17 protein-coding genes, 1 pseudogene and 1 riboswitch are annotated in these 18,416 nt (G+C 46.7%); of the genes and pseudogenes, 12 read left to right on the forward strand and 6 right to left on the reverse strand.

Features of this window, described 5'->3' with window-relative positions:
• Positions 1-331 precede the first annotated feature (331 nt).
• Positions 332-1,810, forward strand: a complete 1,479-nt coding sequence (locus QP339_RS06640; RefSeq protein ID WP_141744571.1) for a nicotinate phosphoribosyltransferase — start codon at positions 332-334, stop codon at positions 1,808-1,810.
• Positions 1,810-2,637, forward strand: a complete 828-nt coding sequence (gene nadE / locus QP339_RS06645; protein ID WP_284910888.1) for an NAD(+) synthase — start codon at positions 1,810-1,812, stop codon at positions 2,635-2,637. Before QP339_RS06640 ends, nadE begins: the two co-directional genes overlap by 1 nt.
• 93 nt (positions 2,638-2,730) lie before the next feature.
• Here the strand turns inward: nadE and QP339_RS06650 are convergent, their stop codons facing one another.
• The 4 genes from QP339_RS06650 to malQ all read right to left on the reverse strand — a co-directional run bounded on the left by QP339_RS06650 (position 2,731) and on the right by malQ (position 7,841).
• Positions 2,731-3,117 (reverse strand): DUF3021 domain-containing protein, encoded by a 387-nt coding sequence (locus QP339_RS06650; protein ID WP_284910889.1) that lies wholly within the window; start codon positions 3,115-3,117, stop codon positions 2,731-2,733.
• Positions 3,118-3,130: 13 nt separating this feature from the next.
• Complete coding sequence (locus tag QP339_RS06655; RefSeq protein ID WP_070617180.1) at positions 3,131-3,595, reverse strand: LytTR family DNA-binding domain-containing protein; 465 nt, start codon at positions 3,593-3,595, stop codon at positions 3,131-3,133.
• Between the two features lie 441 nt (positions 3,596-4,036).
• Positions 4,037-6,304, reverse strand: a complete 2,268-nt coding sequence (locus QP339_RS06660) for a glycogen/starch/alpha-glucan phosphorylase (protein WP_284910890.1) — start codon at positions 6,302-6,304, stop codon at positions 4,037-4,039.
• Between the two features lies 1 nt (position 6,305).
• Positions 6,306-7,841 (reverse strand): 4-alpha-glucanotransferase, encoded by a 1,536-nt coding sequence (gene malQ / locus QP339_RS06665; protein ID WP_284910891.1) that lies wholly within the window; start codon positions 7,839-7,841, stop codon positions 6,306-6,308.
• Positions 7,842-7,956: 115 nt separating this feature from the next.
• On the opposite strand from malQ, the gene QP339_RS06670 reads away from it, so the two are divergent.
• The 3 genes and pseudogenes from QP339_RS06670 (at position 7,957) to QP339_RS06680 (ending at position 11,849) form a co-directional block, all read left to right on the forward strand.
• Complete coding sequence (locus QP339_RS06670) at positions 7,957-8,961, forward strand: LacI family DNA-binding transcriptional regulator (RefSeq protein ID WP_284910892.1); 1,005 nt, start codon at positions 7,957-7,959, stop codon at positions 8,959-8,961.
• Between the two features lie 303 nt (positions 8,962-9,264).
• Positions 9,265-10,947: pseudogene (locus QP339_RS06675) on the forward strand (PTS transporter subunit IIBC); the annotation flags it as partial.
• A 77-nt stretch (positions 10,948-11,024) separates the two neighbouring features.
• Positions 11,025-11,849, forward strand: a complete 825-nt coding sequence (locus QP339_RS06680) for an endonuclease/exonuclease/phosphatase family protein (protein WP_284910893.1) — start codon at positions 11,025-11,027, stop codon at positions 11,847-11,849.
• A gap of 63 nt (positions 11,850-11,912) precedes the next feature.
• Here QP339_RS06680 and rpiB read toward each other — a convergent pair whose 3' ends face one another.
• A complete protein-coding gene (gene rpiB, locus QP339_RS06685; protein ID WP_070618909.1) occupies positions 11,913-12,359 on the reverse strand; it encodes a ribose 5-phosphate isomerase B in 447 nt (148 codons plus the stop codon).
• Between the two features lie 196 nt (positions 12,360-12,555).
• On the opposite strand from rpiB, the gene QP339_RS06690 reads away from it, so the two are divergent.
• From QP339_RS06690 to thiT, 7 genes are all read left to right on the forward strand, one after another.
• Positions 12,556-14,094, forward strand: a complete 1,539-nt coding sequence (locus tag QP339_RS06690) for a hypothetical protein (RefSeq protein WP_284910894.1) — start codon at positions 12,556-12,558, stop codon at positions 14,092-14,094.
• Positions 14,095-14,175: 81 nt separating this feature from the next.
• Complete coding sequence (gene purR, locus QP339_RS06695; RefSeq protein WP_070618915.1) at positions 14,176-15,000, forward strand: pur operon repressor; 825 nt, start codon at positions 14,176-14,178, stop codon at positions 14,998-15,000.
• A 456-nt stretch (positions 15,001-15,456) separates the two neighbouring features.
• The gene (locus QP339_RS06700; protein ID WP_284910895.1) at positions 15,457-15,582 is read left to right on the forward strand and encodes a hypothetical protein; all 126 of its coding nucleotides are present in this window, start codon (positions 15,457-15,459) and stop codon (positions 15,580-15,582) included.
• 152 nt (positions 15,583-15,734) lie between these two features.
• The gene (locus QP339_RS06705) at positions 15,735-15,992 is read left to right on the forward strand and encodes a type II toxin-antitoxin system RelB/DinJ family antitoxin (RefSeq protein WP_284910896.1); all 258 of its coding nucleotides are present in this window, start codon (positions 15,735-15,737) and stop codon (positions 15,990-15,992) included.
• A 45-nt stretch (positions 15,993-16,037) separates the two neighbouring features.
• On the forward strand, positions 16,038-16,355 hold the full coding sequence (locus QP339_RS06710) for a type II toxin-antitoxin system HicB family antitoxin (protein ID WP_284910897.1): 318 nt from the start codon (positions 16,038-16,040) through the stop codon (positions 16,353-16,355).
• A gap of 95 nt (positions 16,356-16,450) precedes the next feature.
• Positions 16,451-16,918: a hypothetical protein gene (locus QP339_RS06715; protein WP_284910898.1), complete on the forward strand. Its 468-nt coding sequence runs from the start codon at positions 16,451-16,453 to the stop codon at positions 16,916-16,918.
• A gap of 37 nt (positions 16,919-16,955) precedes the next feature.
• Positions 16,956-17,052: riboswitch (TPP riboswitch) on the forward strand.
• Positions 17,053-17,159: 107 nt separating this feature from the next.
• Complete coding sequence (gene thiT / locus QP339_RS06720; protein WP_284910899.1) at positions 17,160-17,720, forward strand: energy-coupled thiamine transporter ThiT; 561 nt, start codon at positions 17,160-17,162, stop codon at positions 17,718-17,720.
• A 128-nt stretch (positions 17,721-17,848) separates the two neighbouring features.
• On the opposite strand, the gene QP339_RS06725 is transcribed toward thiT, so the two are convergent.
• Positions 17,849-18,409, reverse strand: coding sequence for a threonine/serine exporter family protein (locus QP339_RS06725; protein WP_070618960.1), 561 nt, complete (start codon positions 18,407-18,409; stop codon positions 17,849-17,851).
• Between the last annotated feature and the right edge of the window lie 7 nt (positions 18,410-18,416).

Genomic DNA, 18,416 nt, shown 5'->3' on the forward strand with positions numbered 1-18,416 from the left:
TGATTGGAGGCGCATCGAATAAGACTGACGCTAGTCAGACGTTTCGATGCGCTGAAATCACTTCAAGTCTGCTCTTGCGAACCCGACTACAGGGTGAGAGCAAGAGCGCTTAACTTTCTCTACTTGGAGTAAGACCTCAAAAAACATTGATGAAATAAAGCTTTTTGCCTATAGCTTTACAAGAAAGAGCCTGGACTTGTATCCCCGGCTCTTTCTTTTTCTATTTTTTTGATTTTTATAAGCCGGCTAGATAGCTTGGGATTGGCTTTTTTGCGACAAAGTTAGGGTGAAGTGTTATAATGATAGAAAAATGACAAACAGAGGTGCCTTTATGAATTATCCAGATGACAGTTTAACCCTACATACTGACCTCTATGAGATCAATATGATGAAGACCTACTGGGAAAGTGGCAAGGCTGAACAGTTTGGGGTTTTTGAAATTTATTTTCGTAAGAATCCCTTCAATAATGGCTATGCGATCTTCGCAGGTCTGGAACGGGTGATCGATTATATTAAGAATTTACGCTTTACTGATTCAGATATCGCTTATTTAAGGGAGACAGTAAACTACCCTGATGCCTTCTTAGATTACTTAAAGGACTACCGCTTTCAAGCGACAGTCCGGTCCATGGTGGAAGGGGAACTCTGCTTCGCCAATGAACCGCTGATTCAGATTGAGGGGCGCTTGGTGGATTGCCAATTAGTAGAAACTGCGCTCTTAAATATTGTGAACTTCCAAACCTTAATTGCAACCAAGGCTGCCCGCATCCGTACGGTTTGTGGTGACGATGGCTTGGCAGAGTTCGGTGCACGCAGGGCTCAAGAGATGGATGCTTCAGTTTGGGGAGCACGGGCTGCTTATATTGGCGGCTTTGATTCGACTTCTAACGTTCGGGCAGGCAAGACCTTAGGCGTTCCTGTATCGGGGACCCATGCCCATGCTATGGTCCAATCCTTCCAGAGCGATTATGAGGCCTTCAAGGCTTATGCCCAATCCCACAAGGACTGCGTATTCTTAGTGGATACCTATGATGTGATGAATTCTGGCGTCCCAGCGGCGATTCGTGTGGCCGATGAAATGGGCGATCAGATTAACTTTATTGGGGTTCGCTTGGATAGTGGAGACTTGACCTATCAATCCAAACGTGTCCGGACCATGCTCGATGCAGCAGGTTATGAAGAGGCCATCATCGTGGCCTCCAATGACTTAGATGAAAAGACCATCCTTAACTTGAAGATGCAGGGGGCGAAGATTGATTCTTGGGGTGTCGGAACGAAGTTAATTACTTCCTTTGACCAAGCTGCTCTCGGGGCAGTTTACAAACTCTGCTCCATGGAAGATGAAAATGGTAATTTGGTCCCTACTATGAAGATTTCAAGTTCCCCTGAAAAGACCACTACTCCAGGTGACAAGCAGGTTTGGCGCATTACACGTAACTCAGATGGTAAGTCTGAAGGGGACTATGTCGCGCTTAAACACGAGCGCCCCGACCAATTGGATGAGCTCTTTATGTTCCATCCTACCTATCCTTATATCAATAAGACCGTTGTTGACTATACGGCGCGTCCGCTCTTGCAGACGATTTTTGATAAGGGGGAATTGGTCTATGACCAACCAGAATTAGACGAGATTAAAGACTATACTAAAGGACGCCTTGATTCGCTGTGGGATGAGTATAAGCGGATTTTAAATCCAGAACAGTACCCAGTCGACCTTTCGCAGGAGCTCTATGATTTGAAGATGAACAGCATTAAGCAGATTAAGGAAAAGATTAAAGCAAATGTGGCAGCAGATAAAGGAGGAGAATAATGCGTCCTTTACAAGCGCATATTATTGACCAACTCTGTGTGAAAGCAAGTATTGATGTAGATGCAGAGATCCGCCAATCGATTGACTTTATTAAGGCCTATTTTAAGAAGCATCCTTTTTTCAAGACCCTAGTTCTAGGGATTAGTGGGGGCCAAGACTCGACCTTAGTGGGCCGGCTCTGCCAGTTAGCCATGGAAGAATTGCGCGAAGAGACGGGCCGGCAAGACCTTCGTTTCATTGCTGTCCGCCTTCCTTACGGCCAACAGTTGGACGAGGATGATGCCCAGAAAGCTTTGGATTTTATCCAGGCTGACCAGGTATTGACCGTCAATATCAAGCCAGCTGTGGATGCCCAAGTGGCTGCCTTAGAAGCAGCAGGTCTTGAAATCACGGACTTCAATAAGGGGAACATCAAGGCTCGTCAGCGGATGATTAGCCAATTCGCCATTGCTGGAGCCGATAAGGGGATTGTGGCAGGCTCTGACCATGCGGCTGAAGCCGTTACGGGCTTTTATACCAAGTTCGGTGATGGGGCAGCGGATATCATGCCTATCTGGCGGCTCAACAAACGCCAGGGGGCAGCCTTGCTCCAAGCGCTCGGGGCAGAGCCTCGCCTCTATGAAAAAGTGCCAACCGCTGACTTAGAAGACGATAAACCGGGCCAAGCCGATGAAGAAGCCCTCGGTGTCTCCTACCAGGCCATTGATGACTACCTAGAAGGTAAGGACCTTGCTGAAGCCGATGCTGAACGCATTGAACAACTTTATCAATCTAGCCAGCACAAGCGAGAGCTGCCGGTCAATGTCTATGACCAGTGGTGGCGTTAAAGACTTGCACATTAGAAATCAATTTATCGATAGAAGAACCCCTGCCAGGCGATGCTTAAGCCTAGCAGGGGTTTTTGTCTTTCGAGAGCTATCTTACGTTTTGTTAATTTTCTGATTAATTCGTTTAATTTGTTTGCTATAGTAGAAGTAGTAGCCCAGGGCAATCAGGACAAAAATCAAGCTAAATTGTAGGCTAGCCGAGAGAATAATGTCCCAAGTCAGAGGGAACCAGTGATTCCATGCGGCTAGGCCGAGGAAGGTTAGTAGGCTTAAAGCCAGGTGGAAGAAGCCGGCTAAGAGGGGGCTGAGCCTATCTGTTTGGTAGAGGAGGGATCCTCCTCCGCAGACGCAACCGACTAGGCTCCAGCTGATTAACATTTTAAGATAAACAGGGGAGGAAGTATAGATGGCGCCCATGACAGCAAAGATAACTATACTGATAAAGATTCCTTGGAGGCTTCGTTGAATAAATTCTTTCATGGTGGGACTCCTTTCATAGGCCAAGTCTTTCTTTGAACTGATGGAGAAAACGACGACTGATTAGAATTTTCTTGTGGTTACTAAGTTGAGCATACATATTTCCGGAAAAAGCGAGTTCTAGGCTCTGGATAGCATCTAGGCGGACGAGGCTATAGCGGCTTGCTCGTAAGTAGTCGTTCTTTGGTAAGAGACTTTCTAGCTTCTTTAGGCTGAGCCGGCAAGGATAGGTCTTAGCCTTGGTCCAGATGCTTAGTTCGCCTTGGTTGATTTCTGCATAGAGGATGTCACGGATAGCTAATACCTGGTAAGTGTCCTGGGTCTTGATCGTCAAGCGGTCAGGCTGGTGCTTTCCTTCTAGCTGGTAGAGCAGGTCAGAAGTTCGGTCTAGCCACTGACTGTCAGAGGCACGCAGGATCACTTGGTGCTTGTCTTCGTCTTGGTCAAGGATACGCTGGATGACTAGTTTTTCTATTGTCATAGAAGCTCTCCTCCTTTCTGACCTTAGTATAAGGCAGAACTGGCAAAAAGTCGTCCCGTTTTAGCCGAGCGGTTGTTTTTAGGCCTTGAGTGGTAAAAAAAGCCTGATAAAATCCCCCAGCCGGTAAGGTCTGGGGGATTTGTTTGTAAGCTTTCTTTTGTTGACTTGCTCCAGTGAACGAAAGCTAAGCGCCAGCCCTCACACTCTAGTTGGGTTCGGTCTGGCAGCTTTCGTGTCACTTCACAAGTCCCCGCCACAGTCTTTCAGACTGTTCTGGTGACTTGCTCCAGTGAACGAAAGCTAAGCGCCAGCCCTCACACTCTAGTTGGGTTCGGTCTGGCAGCTTTCGTGTCACTTCACAAGTCCCCGCCACAGTCTTTCAGACTGTTCTGGTGACTTGCTCCAGTGAACGAAAGCTAAGCGCCAGCCCTCACACCCTTTTTAGATTTTCCAGATGTCTTCGTTATAGTCTTGGATGGTGCGGTCGGATGAGAAGAAGCCGGCTTGGGCGATGTTGGTGAGAGCTTTTTTGGTCCAACTTTCTTGGTCTTCGTAGTCGGCGTAGACTTTTTCTTTGACGTCGATGAATTCTTCGAGGTCGATGAGGGCCATGAACCAGTCCTTGTACTTGATGTCTTCATGGAGACGGTAGAGGCGGTCGTGCTGGCCGAGCGCTAGGAGTTCGTCGCTTACAATGAAGTCAACTAAAGGTTTGATGCGTTCACGGTGGTAGTAGTCAGCTAAGTGACGGTGGTAGTCGCCGGTTTCATACAGCTTGACAATGGTTTCACTGTCTTGACCGAAGACGTAGATATTGTCTTCACCCACACGTTCGGCGATCTCAACATTGGCCCCGTCTAGGGTACAGATGGTGAGGGCACCATTGAGCATGAATTTCATATTACCAGTCCCGCTGGCTTCTTTGGAGGCCAAGGAAATTTGTTCTGAAATATCTGCTGCTGTGATGAGCTTCTCGGCACTGGTCACATTGTAGTTTTCAACCATGATAACTTGGAGGTGAGGGCTCACATCAGGATCCTTAGCGATTAATTCAGATAAGCAGAGGATCAGATGGATAATGTCCTGGGCAATGGTATAGGCTGGGGCTGCCTTGCCACCGAAGAGGATGGTAATCGGTGTGCTAGGGACATTGCCTGCCTTGATATCCAAGTATTTGTGGATGATGTAGAGGGCAAGCATTTGCTGGCGTTTGTATTCATGGAGTCGCTTGATTTGGACATCGATAATGGCATTATCGTGTAATTGGACGCCTTGTTGGTCAGCCAGGTATTCTTGGAGTTGCAGTTTATTGTGGTGCTTGATCTCTTGGAGGCGTTCCAAGCTATCTGCCTGGTCAATTTCTTTTTCAAAAGCTGTCAAGTCAGCATCCTTATGCCAATCTTGGCCAATCTTTTCATCCAGTAACTGGGTGAGCTCGGGATTGGCTGCCATGATCCAACGGCGGAAGGAAATACCATTCGTCTTGTTATTAAATTTGTCTGGATAAAGCTTATAGAAAGGCTTGAGCTCAGAATTCTTCAGGATCTCAGTATGGAGCTTGGCTACGCCGTTAGTTGAGAAGGAGAAGTGGATAGCGATATGAGCCATATGAGCACGGTCCTCCTGGTCGATGATTTGAACCGCTTCTTGGTCAGGATAGCGCGATCTAATTTCTTCATCCAATTGGCGAATAATCTTGGCGATTTCAGGTACCACTTCGTCAATATAAGCCATGGGCCACTTCTCGAGGGCTTCGGCGAGGATGGTGTGGTTGGTGAAGGCAACTGTCTTTTCAATGACAGCTAGGGCTTCCTTGAATTCAAAACCATGGTAGTTGGTTAAGAGGCGGACAAATTCCGGAATAATGAAAGCTGGGTGGGTGTCATTGATTTGAACGACCGCATAGTCATAGAGGTCGTGGAGGTCGCTGCCCTTGGCCTTGGCTTCTTCAATAATCAATTGGGCTGCATTGGATACCATGAAGTATTGTTGGTAGATCCGCAAGAGGTTGCCCACATAGTCTGAATCATCCGGATAGAGGAAGAGGGTCAGGTTTTGTGGGATATTCATCTTGTCAAAGTTAATGCTGTCCGCTTCAATAATATCGGAAGTTACGGATTCCAAGTCGAAGAGGCGGAGGCGGTTATGGGCTTCTTGCTCAAAGCCTGGGATTTCGATCTCGTAGAGGCTGGATTTGAAGTTGAAGTGGCGGAAAGGAATCTCGTAAGAGGTCTCCGTCTTTACTAACCAATTCGGATGGTTGAGCCATTCATCTGGCACAGAAGCCTGTTGGTTGTCGCGGAAGACTTGGCGGAAGAGGCCGAAGTGATAGTTTAAGCCAATCCCGTCGCCATTAATCCCTAAAGAGGCAATGGAATCGAGGAAGCAGGCAGCTAGACGGCCTAGGCCTCCATTCCCAAGAGAGGGTTCAGTTTCCGCTTTTTCTACGTCATGGAGTGACTTGCCATTGGCCTCGAGGACTTGGCTGACTTCATCATAGAGGCCAAGGTTGATGAGGTTGGTGGTCAGAAGTTTCCCAACTAGGAATTCAGCTGAGATATAGTAGAGCTTTTTCTTCCCTTGATTAACAGGGGAATTAACCATTTGTTCTTGAACATAGTCAAGTAGGACCTTATAAGTTTCTGCGTCAGAGAGATTGGCGAGTTCCTTCTTGAAGAGCTCCTTAGCGTGTTGTTCTAATGCGTGCATGTTAGTCTCCTTTGTTTGTAATACTTGTGCCTAACTTAAATTTAGGATTTGCACGGAAGTAGGTTTCCGTTAAGTCTGTCAATTGTTCATAAACGTCAGCTGTTAGGGCATCTTCTGCCATGCGCCATTGCCAATTGCAACCGATGGTGGAGGGCGTATTCATCCGAGCGCGGTTGCCCAGATTTAATAAATCCTGCATGGTGTAGATGGCGATTTGACTGCTTGAAGCAGCGATTCCCCGGTTGAGGGCATGGGAAGCTGCTTCGCCTTTTCTTCGATTTAAGTAAGCGTCCACTTGATCGCGTTGGGCTTGGTTAGCGCTTTCTTCGTACCAACCGCGTGCGGTCTCATTATCGTGGGTCCCTACATAAGCTATTGTATTGGCATAATAGTGGTGTGGCAAGTCTAAGCTGTCTGTTTTTCCGTTAAAAGCAAATTGTAAAATTTTCATTCCGGGATAGCCAGTCGCTTCCCGCATTTCAATGACTTCATCGGTCATAAAACCTAAGTCTTCAGCAATAATTGCTAGGTCGCCAAGGGCGTCCTTTAAGGCTTTGAAGAGCTTTAGGCCCGGTCCCTTGGTCCAATGACCTGAAGCGGCGGTTTCAGAACCATAAGGCACTTCCCAGAAGGACTCAAAGCCGCGGAAGTGGTCGATGCGAACAATATCGTACATTTCAAAGCTCTTGGCCATGCGCTGGATCCACCATTGATAGCCCTGGTCAGCCATATAGTCCCAGTCATAAATCGGGTTCCCCCAGTACTGTCCGGTATCTGAGAAATTATCGGGTGGCGTTCCCGCAACGGTCAAGGGATCTTTATTGGCATCTGTTTTGAACATAGCCGGCTGGGTCCACATTTCAACACTGTCACGGGCCACATAGATCGGCATGTCGCCAATGATTTGGATATGCTTTTGATTGGCGTAGGCCTTGAGAGCTTCCCATTGTTTGAAGAAGAAGTATTGGGTAATCAGGTGGTAGTTGTAGCGGTCGGCATGGTCCCGGCAGAGGGCCTTGACTTGGTCAACTTGGTAGGTCCGGTAGGCTTCTGGCCAATCGTACCAAGCCTTTAAGTCGAAGGAATCTTTGACGGTCATGTACTGGCAGAAAGCTTCCAGCCAATCCTGGTTAGCTTGGACAAAGTCTTTGAAGTCTCTGCTCTTGTCTTTCTTAGCTTTTTGGAAGCTGGCGACGGCTTTTTCCAGGAGAGGACGGCGGACCTTGAAGATGCGCCCATAGTCCACGACTTCCGGATTCTCAGCAAATGATAGATCTTCGAGATCGGAAGCTTTTAGGTAGCCTGCTTCAACTAAACGGTCGAAGTCGATCAGATGGGTGTTGCCGGCAAAGGCCGAAAAGGATTGGTAGGGGGAGTCCCCGTAACTCGTTGTGGTCAGAGGTAAGATCTGCCAGTAAGATTGCTTGCACGCACTTAGAAAATCGACAAATTCATAGGCAGCCCGGCCGAAACTGCCGATGCCATAGGGGCTGGCTAAGGATGTAATATGTAGTAAAACCCCGCTTGTTCTTTCCATAAAGAAGCCTCCCAATCTAAAATTTTGATAATATGATGGCGTTTACAAACTTATTATAGTAAACTTAGACCATAAGCGCAAACGTTTTCTTAAATAAAAAGAAAGGGTGTCGAATATGACTGTAACCATTAAAGATGTCGCCGAGGCCTCAGGGGTTGCTCCTTCGACGGTCTCCCGGGTGATTGCTGATAACCCATCTATTAGCCAAGCTACCAAGGAGAAAGTTCGCCAGGTGATGGCTGACCTCCACTACTATCCCAACTACAATGCCCGACGCTTAGCTAGCCGCAAATCGCGGACGGTAGGGATTGTCCTCCCGGCGGCTAGTGATGCCTTCTATCGTAATCCCTTCTTCCCAACAGTAGTCAGAGGGATTAATGAAGCAGCAAGCCAGGCCCAGTATGCTCTCCTCTTATCGACAGGGGAGGGTGACCAGGCGCGCTTGGATCATCTCCAGAATATGATCCTCGGTAAGCAAGTGGAAGGACTCATCTTCCTCTATGCTAGCCGTGAAGATCCTCTCTTGCAATTCGCTCTTAGCCAGGACTGTCCCTTGGTCGTGATCGGTAACCTGCCCGGAATCGATGTAAACCGGGTCGACAATGATAACCCGGCCATTGCCTACCAGGCCACCCACCACTTAATTGAGCGAGGGGCGAAGAAACTTGCCTTTATTGGCGGCGATCCTAAGCAGCAGTTCGTTAAGGAACGTTTGGCTGGCTTCAGCCGGGCCATGGAAGAGGCAGGGTTGGACCTAGCAGAAGAGGTGATTTATAATGATTTGCCCTTCCTCCAGTCCCCCGGTTATGAGCTAGCGCGTCGAGAACTCCTTAAAAAAGACTTTGATGCCTTTGTTTTTGCTGACCAACTATTGGCAGAAGGTGCCTATCAAGCTATGCGGCAATCAGGACTTGATCCATCTTGGATGGTAACTTTTAAAGCCTACAGTGATCCGGACTTGGGCCAAATCGAGGGCTATCCCTACTTTGATCTCCACAGCCAAGACTTGGGCTATCAAGCCATGCAGGTACTTCTAGAAGTCCTCGCTCAAGCAGAAGATGCTCACTCCCAACGCTATATCTACCAATGTGTGACGAGTGATTTTATCTCTAATGAGTAGGCAGCTTAGGGTAAAACTGCTTCCAATGAACGAAAGCTGACCGCCATCCCTCACACCCTGGTGTAGTCGGGTTCGGTCGCGCAGAAGTGGCTCCTCTTCACAAAGTGCCGACGAAGACTTTCAGTCTTCTTTGTCGCTTTGCTCCAGAGGTCCACTTCTAACCGCGCGCTCTCACACCCTTGATTATGTAATCGTTTTAAAATATACCTTTACAAAAAAATGGGGGAGTGTTATACTTTGCTCGAACAATGAAAACGATTTCGTTAACTTAGCCAAAATTTTAAAATAAGGAGTTGGATGATGATGAACAGTATCAAGAGAATTTTCTCTTTTGATTTTTGGCAACAATTTGGTAAAGCCTTGATGGTTGTTATTGCCGTTATGCCTGCAGCTGGTTTAATGATTAGTATAGGGAAGGCCTTGCCATTGATTAATCCTGACTGGGCCTGGTTAATTACGACGAGTGGAGTGATTGAGAATATCGGTTGGGCGATTATTTCCAACCTCCACCTCTTATTTGCTGTGGCAATCGGTGGTTCTTGGGCCAAGGAAAGGGCAGGGGGAGCTTTTGCGGCTGTCACAGCTTTTATCCTGATTAACCGGATTACAGGGTCTATCTTTGGGGTGACAATGGATATGTTGCTGGACCCTAGTGGCCAAGCTGTGACCCATACCTTGTTTGGTCAAGAGATTCCGGTGAATGGTTATTTTGTTAATGTGCTCGGCGCGCCTGCCCTTAACTTGGGCGTTTTTGTGGGGATTATTGCGGGTTTCCTTGGTGCTAATGCTTATAACAAGTACTACAATTATCGCAAGCTGCCTGATGCCTTGTCTTTCTTTAACGGCAAGCGTTTCGTTCCCTTTGTAGTGATTCTTTGGTCAGCTATTGTGTCGATCATTCTTGCCTTTATTTGGCCGGTGATTCAAACGGGGATCAATTCATTCGGTCAATGGATTGCCAATTCTCAAGATACGGCGCCAGTGCTGGCTCCCTTCCTCTTCGGGACTTTGGAACGTTTGCTCTTACCATTTGGTCTCCACCACATGTTGACGATTCCCATTAACTATACTCAATTGGGCGGGACTTATGAGATCTTAACTGGCGCTCAAGCTGGTCAGCAAGTTCTCGGCCAAGACCCTCTCTGGTTGGCCTGGGCTTCTGACCTGATGAACTTACGCCGGGCCGGGGATACCAGCCAAATTCATTATTTGCTCGAAAGCTTCGTGCCGGCTCGTTTCAAGGTTGGACAAATGATTGGTTCTATGGGGATTTTGATGGGTTTAACCTTGGCTATGTACCGCAATGTGGATAAGGATAAACGCGACAAGTACAAGTCCATGTTCCTCTCGGCTGCTATTGCGGTCTTCCTGACCGGGGTCACCGAACCCTTGGAATACATGTTTATGTTTGCTGCGATGCCGCTCTACATTGTCTATGCCCTCATCCAAGGTGTAGCCTTTGCCATGGCAGATATCATTAACTTGCGCGTCCATTCTTTCGGCGTTATTGAATTGTTGACTCGGACACCGTTGATCATCAATGCCGGCCTACTAGGGGACCTGGTTAATTTCATTATTTGCTGCCTGGTCTTTGCGGTATTGACCTATTTCATTGCAAGCTTCATGATCAAACGCTTCGGCTATGCTACGCCAGGTCGGATGGGGAACTACGAGAATGCCAACCCAGAAGAGACTAGCAGTGGGGAAGAAGCTAGTGCGGATCCTAAGGGGTCGGGCGATGCTCAAATTGACCAAGTCATCCGTCTCTTAGGGGGATCAGATAATATCGATAACGTTGATGCCTGCATGACCCGGCTGAGAGTATCGGTGAAGGATACGGACTTAGTGGGGACGGAGAAACAGTGGAAAGACGCTGGGGCGATGGGCCTCATTATCAAGGAACAAGGGGTCCAAGCCGTCTACGGCCCTAAAGCCGACAACCTTAAGAATGATGTTCAAGACGCCTTAGATCGTCATGTTCACCTTGATGCCATTGAAAAAGAATAAAAAAGCTTAAGGATTGGCTCTGCCAGTCCTTCTGCTCTTGTTAGGAGGAAATCATATTGAAATTACTCAGCCTGAACTGCCACTCCTGGATTGAAGACCAACAAGAAGTGAAAATCAAACAGATTATTGACCATATTGTTCAAGAAGACTATGATTTCATTGCCTTACAGGAAGTCAACCAATTGCGAGAAAGCCCCTTGCTTGATCAAGTGGGGGATACCTTCTTCCCCTGCCAAGACCAGTGCCCCATTCGTGAGGATAATTTTGCCTATGTCCTGGTGAAGGGCTTAGAAGACCAGGGCTTGACGTATTTTTGGGCCTGGGCCTTTAACCACATTGGCTTTGATCGATACGAAGAGGGGGTAGCTCTCTTGTCTAAGCGGCCTTTTAGCCCCCAACGCTGCCTCCTATCAGCTGAGGATGAGCCTGAAGACTATCGGACGCGGGCGATGATCTTGGCTGATTTCCCTGACATTGATCTGCAAGTGGCCTCCCTCCACTTATCTTGGTGGTCGGACCAGGTTGAAGAAGGGTTCCAATATGAATGGGACCGTATTCGGAAGGCTTTTGAGAATTTCCAAAGTCCCAGCTTATTGATGGGGGATTTCAATGCACCGAGCCATATTGAAGGCGAATCCTATAGCCTGACCCAGGCTGCTGGGCTTGGGGATGCTTACCATCTAGCAGCTGTTTGCGAGGGCGACTATAGCATGGGCCCAGGGATTGCAGGTTGGTCCGATACCGACCAATCCCAGCGTATTGACCTGATTTTGATGACGGATGATTTTGAAGTCGCTCGTTATCAGAGCCAATTTGACGGGGTTAGGGGGCCGATTGTTTCTGACCATTATGGGATTAGTGCTGTGATTAATCTGCAATAAATATTAAAAATACCCACTGATCGATTTTGACCAGTGGGTATTTATTTTGAAAACTTATTTTGCTTAGTCTTGAGCGTTTTCGATGGCTGCAATTTTGTCGAGACGTTTTTGGTGGCGGCCGCCTTCGTAATCCGCATCTAACCAAGCGTCAACGATCATGAGGGCGAGGCCAGGGCCTAGCACTCGAGCACCTAGGCAGAGCACGTTAGCATTGTTGTGGGCCTTAGTTGCTTGGGCAGAGAAGACGTCACCGCAGAGGGCAGCGCGGATGCCTTTTTCTTTGTTGGCTGTGATGGACATGCCGATGCCAGTCCCGCAGATGAGGATGCCGTAGTCTACACGTTCTTCTTGGACAGCGTGGGTCACCGCATGGGCAAAATCAGGATAGTCGACGGACTCACTGCTGTCTGTTCCGTAATTGACTACCTCGATGCCGCGTTCTTCTAAGTGGTCGGTAATTAAAGCCTTGAGGTCAACGCCACCATGGTCAGCGCCAATTGCAATTTTCATTTTTGGAAAGCTCCTTTACTGATATAATCTGCTTCTTTTATAACGCACTTTGCCTGAAGATGCAAGTTTTTTGCAAGCAAGCAGGAGAATTTCCAATTTTAAAATTTTTTAAGGAAAAAAAGACACCGCCAGCTTGAAAACTAGCTATAATAGGTCTATGCTTCTTAGCGAAAATGGAACTAGAGGTGCTGCTTTTGTGAAAAAATTGAGTCAATTTATCTATCAATTATCGATTTCGGGTGTCCAGCTGATTGCCGGCATTTTTTTGCTGGGCATATTATTTTTGAATAGCCAGTTCAGTGCCCAGGTGGAGGAGTACGGCCGTGAAGTCGTCCGTTTCTATCCGCCGAGTCCGCTTTTTTGGCCCTATGTTGGCTTGGTCTTAGTGATCCTCTTAATTGTATACTTATTGAGAGAGCGCCTGCGGGCAGAACAGGTCTTTGAGTTTCTAGCTGTGCTGTATCTCATTCTAGGCTTCTATTTGATCTTGAACGGAGCACTTCATTTGCGGGCAGATGCTCGGGCAGTTCATGACGTAAGTAAGATGATGGCTGATCAGAACTATGCCTTCACCATGCTTGGTGCTTATATGTATAACTATCCCTATCAAATGGGCTTGGCCCTCTATGAGCGAATTCTCGGGGCTTTCTCAGACCAGGTGATCTTCCTCTTCGTTGCCAATTTATTCCAGGTTTTAGGGATTAATTACTGTATCTGTCGGATCAGTGATCATTATTTTAAGGAAAAAAAAGGGATGGTCTTGATGAGCCTGGTCTTGTCCTTTCTATTTATCCCGCAATTCTTCTTTATCCGCTTTGCCTATGGAGAAATCCCTGGTCTTTTCTGCTTATTAGCAGGTTATTGGGCCCTTATCCAATACGGGGAGAAGAAACACCTGCTCTATTTGATCTTGACCTTTGTCTTCACAGCTCTATCCCTAATGCTCCGCTTGAATTATTTAATTTGGGTGATTGCCTTAATTCTGGGCCAGATCGTGCTTTTCTTCAGGCAGAGGAATTGGCGCTATCTCTTAGCGGTTGGGGTCTTAGCCCTAAGTATTCCTGTCGGCCAAGAAGCCGTCCCGACCTACTATCGCCAGGTTCATGGCTTCGACTTGGGGCCGGGAAGTCCTACTGAGCTGTGGCTGGCCATGGGGACGGACCCCTTGAATACGTCAAAGGCCCCTGGTTGGTATGATGAGAAGGCCCTCAAGCCTTTCCAGCGGACGGGTTTCGACCAAGAGAAGACCAAAGAGATTGGTCGGCAGAGAGTCCAGGCGAATGTTGACTACTTCAAGGAGCGCCCTAAATACGCCAAGACCTTCTTTGTCCATAAATGGGCTAGTATTTGGGCGGAACCGACTTTCCAAGGTATTTGGTCGGGCCCTCAATTTAAAGAAGACCAACTGACGACAGCTAAAAAGCCCATGCTGTCCCTCTACCGCTTTGGGAAACTATATTTTGCCTCCTTCCACTATATGAAGGGGCTGATTTTCTTGATTTACGGGGGCAGTTTAGTCTTTGTGCTCTTCCTCGTGCGCAAGTATCCCCAAATGACAGTGCTCATTATATTCTTTATGGGCGGGATTATTTTCCATACCTTCTGGGAGGGCAAGAGCCAGTATGTTTATCCCTATGTGATTCTGCTCGTGCCGCTATTAGCCGCTAGTTTAGGCCATCTTTTTCAAGCGCTGGAAGCTCTCTGGGCTAAAACCCGAGAAAAATTATTTTCTTAAATCTTAACGAAGTCTGTCGTGTTTATGGTAAAATAAGAAGTCCAAACGACGATCATAAGTTGACCGGAAAGGAGGGTTGATATGAAACTTAATCGAAGCCACCGCTTAATTGCAATGACCCATTACTTACTTGCCCATCCCCACACCCTAGTCTCTCTGTCATATTTTGTTGAACGTTTTCAATCGGCGCGTTCATCCATATCTGAGGATATCTCCATCTTAAAGAAGGAATTTCCAAATTCTAATATCGGCAGCATTGAAACGATTGCTGGTGCTAGCGGGGGGGTCATTTTTCGTCCGAGCATTGCCCCAGACCAGGCCCTGGAGAGAGTCCAAGCCCTCTGCCAGGAGCTGACGGATAATGATCGCATCCTGCCGGGAGGTTATTTCTATCTGACTGATATTCTGGGAGATCCCGACCACTTACGACTGATCGGGCAAATCATTGCTAGTCGCTATCGGGAAGCTGGTGCGACAGCTATTATGACCATCGCTACCAAGGGCGTTCCGCTCGCCCAGGCTGTCTCCATGTACTTAAATATCCCCTTCGTCATGGTACGCCGGGATTCTAAAGTGACAGAGGGAGCAACGGTTTCGATCAACTATGCCAGCCAAGGCCAGAGCCGGGTTGAAAAAATGGAACTCACCAAGAACAGCTTGGGAGAAGGCGAGAAAGTCTTAATTATTGATGACTTCTTGAATGGTGGCGGTACGATCACCGGAATGTTAAGCATGACCAAAGAATTCAATGCAAGCTGTGTTGGCATCTGTGTCCTAGCTGAGGTTCATAACCCTGACCGTAAAGTGCCATTCGACTACCAGTCCCTGATGCAAGTGGTGAAATCACAGGATAACACCCAGTTGGTAGAAGTCCTTCCAGGGAGCATCTTTGATGACCATGAATAAATAGAAACTCCTGAGTCATAGCACTGAGGAGTTTTATTTTTGAATGCTTTTCTCTAGATAAGTCGATTAGGATGGCTTATAGTAGGTTGTAGGATAGACTTTTTCAAAGTGCATAAAAATGGTCCAGGGATCAAATAAGGAGTCTGGTTTGATCGCTTTCTTTTCTTCTTCCCGCATATGCGGGGGTGGTCCCGGCAAGGCCTTAAATGTCACCGGACAGGTCTACTTCTTCCCGCACACGCGAGATTGAAATTATTAATCCAGAAGAATTTTTTACCAACAGTTTCTTTGATGATTTTGAAGTTCGAGGCATTAATATAAAACAGTTGCTGAAAGATTCTATAGCTGATTAGCGCAGGAAGGACTAAAAATTAAAAAGATATCAAATCAATTCAAAGATGAGGTGTTTATTTGAGCCTAGAGACAGAGCCCTATCTTCGCTTAGATGGTAAAAATATGACAAAAGAAGATTTTTTGAAGGCTTTTGCTATTGACGAAGATGAAGTGATAGCTGAAGAAGCAAAAGAAATTGAAAATACTAAAAATAATCCCTTAATAAGTACCAACACTCATAAGAGCTAAGTGCATATTATTTAAATTTTCTTTAGGAACTATTCCCAATTGCTTCTTCTGGCCTAAGTCGATGATGACATGGAATGTTTACTATGCGATGCTATTACAAATGTATTGATCTTGCTATAAATATTGCAACAGAAGCAAAGGAGTTAGTGAATATGTCGAAAAAGGTGACTCTATCAATCGAAATTGATGAGAATTTAAAGAATAACGCCCAAGAGATATTAGATGACTTAGGGCTCGACATGACCACGGCTATCAAGATGTATCTTAAAAAAGTAAATGCCTGTCAGGGCATTCCTTTCGCTCTTAAGAGAACTAGTCTTCAAGAGGCCCTAGCAGAAGTCAAGCGTGGTGAAGTTGAAGTTTATGATAGTGTAGAGGATATGTGGAATGCCATGAATAAAGATGATTAAAGTTAGCCAACTCAACCGGACATTCTTATCTAGAAAGGACTCGATATGTTAGCCGCCTACCCAGCCTTATTTTACTTCAGCCCAGATGAAAGCAATATTCCTTTTTTGATAGTATTTCCCGATATCTCCAGGGCTATCACTCAGGGGAAGAATATAGTCGACGCGCTTTATATGGCCAGTGCTTGTCTGGGGATCCATTTAGCAGATGCTTTAGAGCGTGGGCAAGCTTTGCCTGAGCCAAGTCCGATAACTTCCTTGTCCTTAGACGACTACCTTCCTGAGGATGAAGATTTTAGCTTTGAGCGCGACCAATCCTTTGTCTCCATGGTCTTGGTCGATCTCGATGATTACACTAGCAATTAAATCAGCTTTTCTGACCAGAAGCGAAGAGCTTTTATTTTAAAGCAGCTGAACTTTTGATACAATAAGATTAAAATAAGTAAGTGAAGGATGATATTATGGCCGGAAAAGTACGTGCAGCTTTGACCCATGCGCAAAATACCCAGCTCCAAGAGTTAGATGTACCGTTCGCTAAGAATGATGTGAATGAAGTGATGACGACCCTGCAAAATTTTGTTGACCAGTATGAAGCTTATTTTGAAGAAGGTTCTTTGAATATTTTTGCCCTGGAAGCTTATCCTAATCGGCGGACTAAGACCGCTCAAACGGCTTTTGCCTTGGTCAATATGACAGGTAAGACCATTACCGAACTGAAGGCCAAATTGCAACTTAAAGTTTCTGACTTCAATGTGAACTTTGCGCCGATTGAATGGGAGATTGACAGCGATTTTTTAGGCAACTGGGCGAATGATATTGCCATTATGATTGTCGATGAAGTCCCTATGGAAGGCATGGCAACCAAGCCATCTTACACTTTGAATGATTTGGAGCTTGAAGTCAGTGATGTAACCGTAATGGAGTACTAGACTTGCATTTTTGATAAAAAACAGTTAAGATAAACGCATAGAACACTAGGGGAACCAAAAGGTTGAGATACGTCAGTAGACCCTTAAAACTTGATCTAGTTAAGACTAGCGTAAGGAAGTGTATAAGCAAGGCAGCTTTTTAGCTTGCCAGCTGTTTATCTTACCGAATACAAGTTTTAAGCCCGTTTGTGTGATGCAAACGGGTTTTGTTTCTTTCTTAGTAAAGAAAGGAAAATGTGAAATGGCACAACGCCAGCAATTATTAGGGATGATCGAGGCTGCTTTGATGGCTGTCTTGGCTTTTGTTTTTGCCTTGATCCCTTTAGATGTCGGGAATATCTTTGAGATTGAGCTCGGGATGATTCCCATTATGATTTTTGCCTTCCGTAGGGGACCTAAGCTAGGAATTCTAGCGGGTTTCCTCTGGGGGATTCTCAAGCTCGTTTCAGGAGATATTGTGGTGCTTTCCTTCCTCCAAGTCTTTGTGGAATATGTTTTTGCCTTTGCGGTGACAGGCTTGGCTGGCTTCGGCGCCCAAACTATCCAACAGAAGCTTGCCCAAAAGGAGAGCCTTTATGGGACCATCGCTTGGAGTGTTGCTCTAGCAGTCTTTGTTAAGTACTTCATCCACTTCATTGCAGGGGTGGTGTATTGGTCAAGCTATGCGCCAGATGGGATGAATATTTATTGGTATTCCTTCCTGGTTAATGGCTCGAGCGCATTGGCAACATTCATTGTTGATGGGCTTATTGTTGCCCTGATCTGCCGGGCAGCGCCCCACTTGTTACGGGTTAAGGAATAAGCATGGACGGTTTCCTCGTTTCCCTTAGCCCTCAACTGGGAAGCGGGTTAAAGCTCTCCCTCTCTAGAGCCTTAACCGTCAAAAAATACGCTCGTTTCGGCTTAATTTGGCCGAGGCGAGCGTATTTTTTATTCTTTGGAAGTCCTATTCTTGATTTTGAATTTGGGTGTCTTGGGAAGAGGTAGGCGTTTCTTGTTTTGTTCGTGGTGGGCGGCCTTAGCGGCTTTTTTCTTGAGTTGACGGCGGGCACGTTCTTGGCGTTGGCGGCGGATCTGTTGCTCGGCTAGACTGATAAACATGAAGCCAAAGACAATGGCGCCCGAAACCTTAAAGACAGTCATGAGGTGTTGGACGCTAGCCACGTAGTCGCCCTCAACGGCATAGCGGACGAAGAGATAGGCCGCATTCCCTGGTACTAGGGGCAGGATAGCTGGGGTGTTTAAGATAATGACCGGGATTCTCAGGCGGCGGGAGAGCTGCATGTAGAGGATCCCAATCACAATGGCAGCCATGAAGTTAGCCACAATTATTTCATTGAAGAGGTACATGAAGAATTTATAGGTCATCCAACCGCTGGTACCTGTCAAACCACAATAAATCAAGGCGCGCTTGGGGACGTTTAGGATGGTTGAGAAGGCCACGGTCCCGAAGAAACTTAGGCAAGCTTGTTCAAGAATACTAAGCAACATACTTCCT

This window comes from Aerococcus sp. UMB7834 (genome assembly GCF_030215145.1).
Taxonomy (GTDB): Bacteria; Bacillota; Bacilli; order Lactobacillales; family Aerococcaceae; genus Aerococcus.

Bases quoted from the DNA above. Each gene is read 5' to 3' on its own strand.
- QP339_RS06640 (WP_141744571.1), top strand. From the start codon at position 332: ATGAATTATCCAGATGACAGTTTAACCCTACATACTGACCTCTATGAG.
- nadE (WP_284910888.1), top strand. From the start codon at position 1,810: ATGCGTCCTTTACAAGCGCATATTATTGACCAACTCTGTGTGAAAGCA.
- QP339_RS06650 (WP_284910889.1), bottom strand. From the start codon at position 3,117: ATGAAAGAATTTATTCAACGAAGCCTCCAAGGAATCTTTATCAGTATA.
- QP339_RS06655 (WP_070617180.1), bottom strand. From the start codon at position 3,595: ATGACAATAGAAAAACTAGTCATCCAGCGTATCCTTGACCAAGACGAA.
- QP339_RS06660 (WP_284910890.1), bottom strand. From the start codon at position 6,304: ATGCACGCATTAGAACAACACGCTAAGGAGCTCTTCAAGAAGGAACTC.
- malQ (WP_284910891.1), bottom strand. From the start codon at position 7,841: ATGGAAAGAACAAGCGGGGTTTTACTACATATTACATCCTTAGCCAGC.
- QP339_RS06670 (WP_284910892.1), top strand. From the start codon at position 7,957: ATGACTGTAACCATTAAAGATGTCGCCGAGGCCTCAGGGGTTGCTCCT.
- rpiB (WP_070618909.1), bottom strand. From the start codon at position 12,359: ATGAAAATTGCAATTGGCGCTGACCATGGTGGCGTTGACCTCAAGGCT.
- purR (WP_070618915.1), top strand. From the start codon at position 14,176: ATGAAACTTAATCGAAGCCACCGCTTAATTGCAATGACCCATTACTTA.
- QP339_RS06700 (WP_284910895.1), top strand. From the start codon at position 15,457: ATGACAAAAGAAGATTTTTTGAAGGCTTTTGCTATTGACGAAGATGAA.
- QP339_RS06705 (WP_284910896.1), top strand. From the start codon at position 15,735: ATGTCGAAAAAGGTGACTCTATCAATCGAAATTGATGAGAATTTAAAG.
- QP339_RS06710 (WP_284910897.1), top strand. From the start codon at position 16,038: ATGTTAGCCGCCTACCCAGCCTTATTTTACTTCAGCCCAGATGAAAGC.
- QP339_RS06715 (WP_284910898.1), top strand. From the start codon at position 16,451: ATGGCCGGAAAAGTACGTGCAGCTTTGACCCATGCGCAAAATACCCAG.
- thiT (WP_284910899.1), top strand. From the start codon at position 17,160: ATGGCACAACGCCAGCAATTATTAGGGATGATCGAGGCTGCTTTGATG.
- QP339_RS06725 (WP_070618960.1), bottom strand. From the start codon at position 18,409: ATGTTGCTTAGTATTCTTGAACAAGCTTGCCTAAGTTTCTTCGGGACC.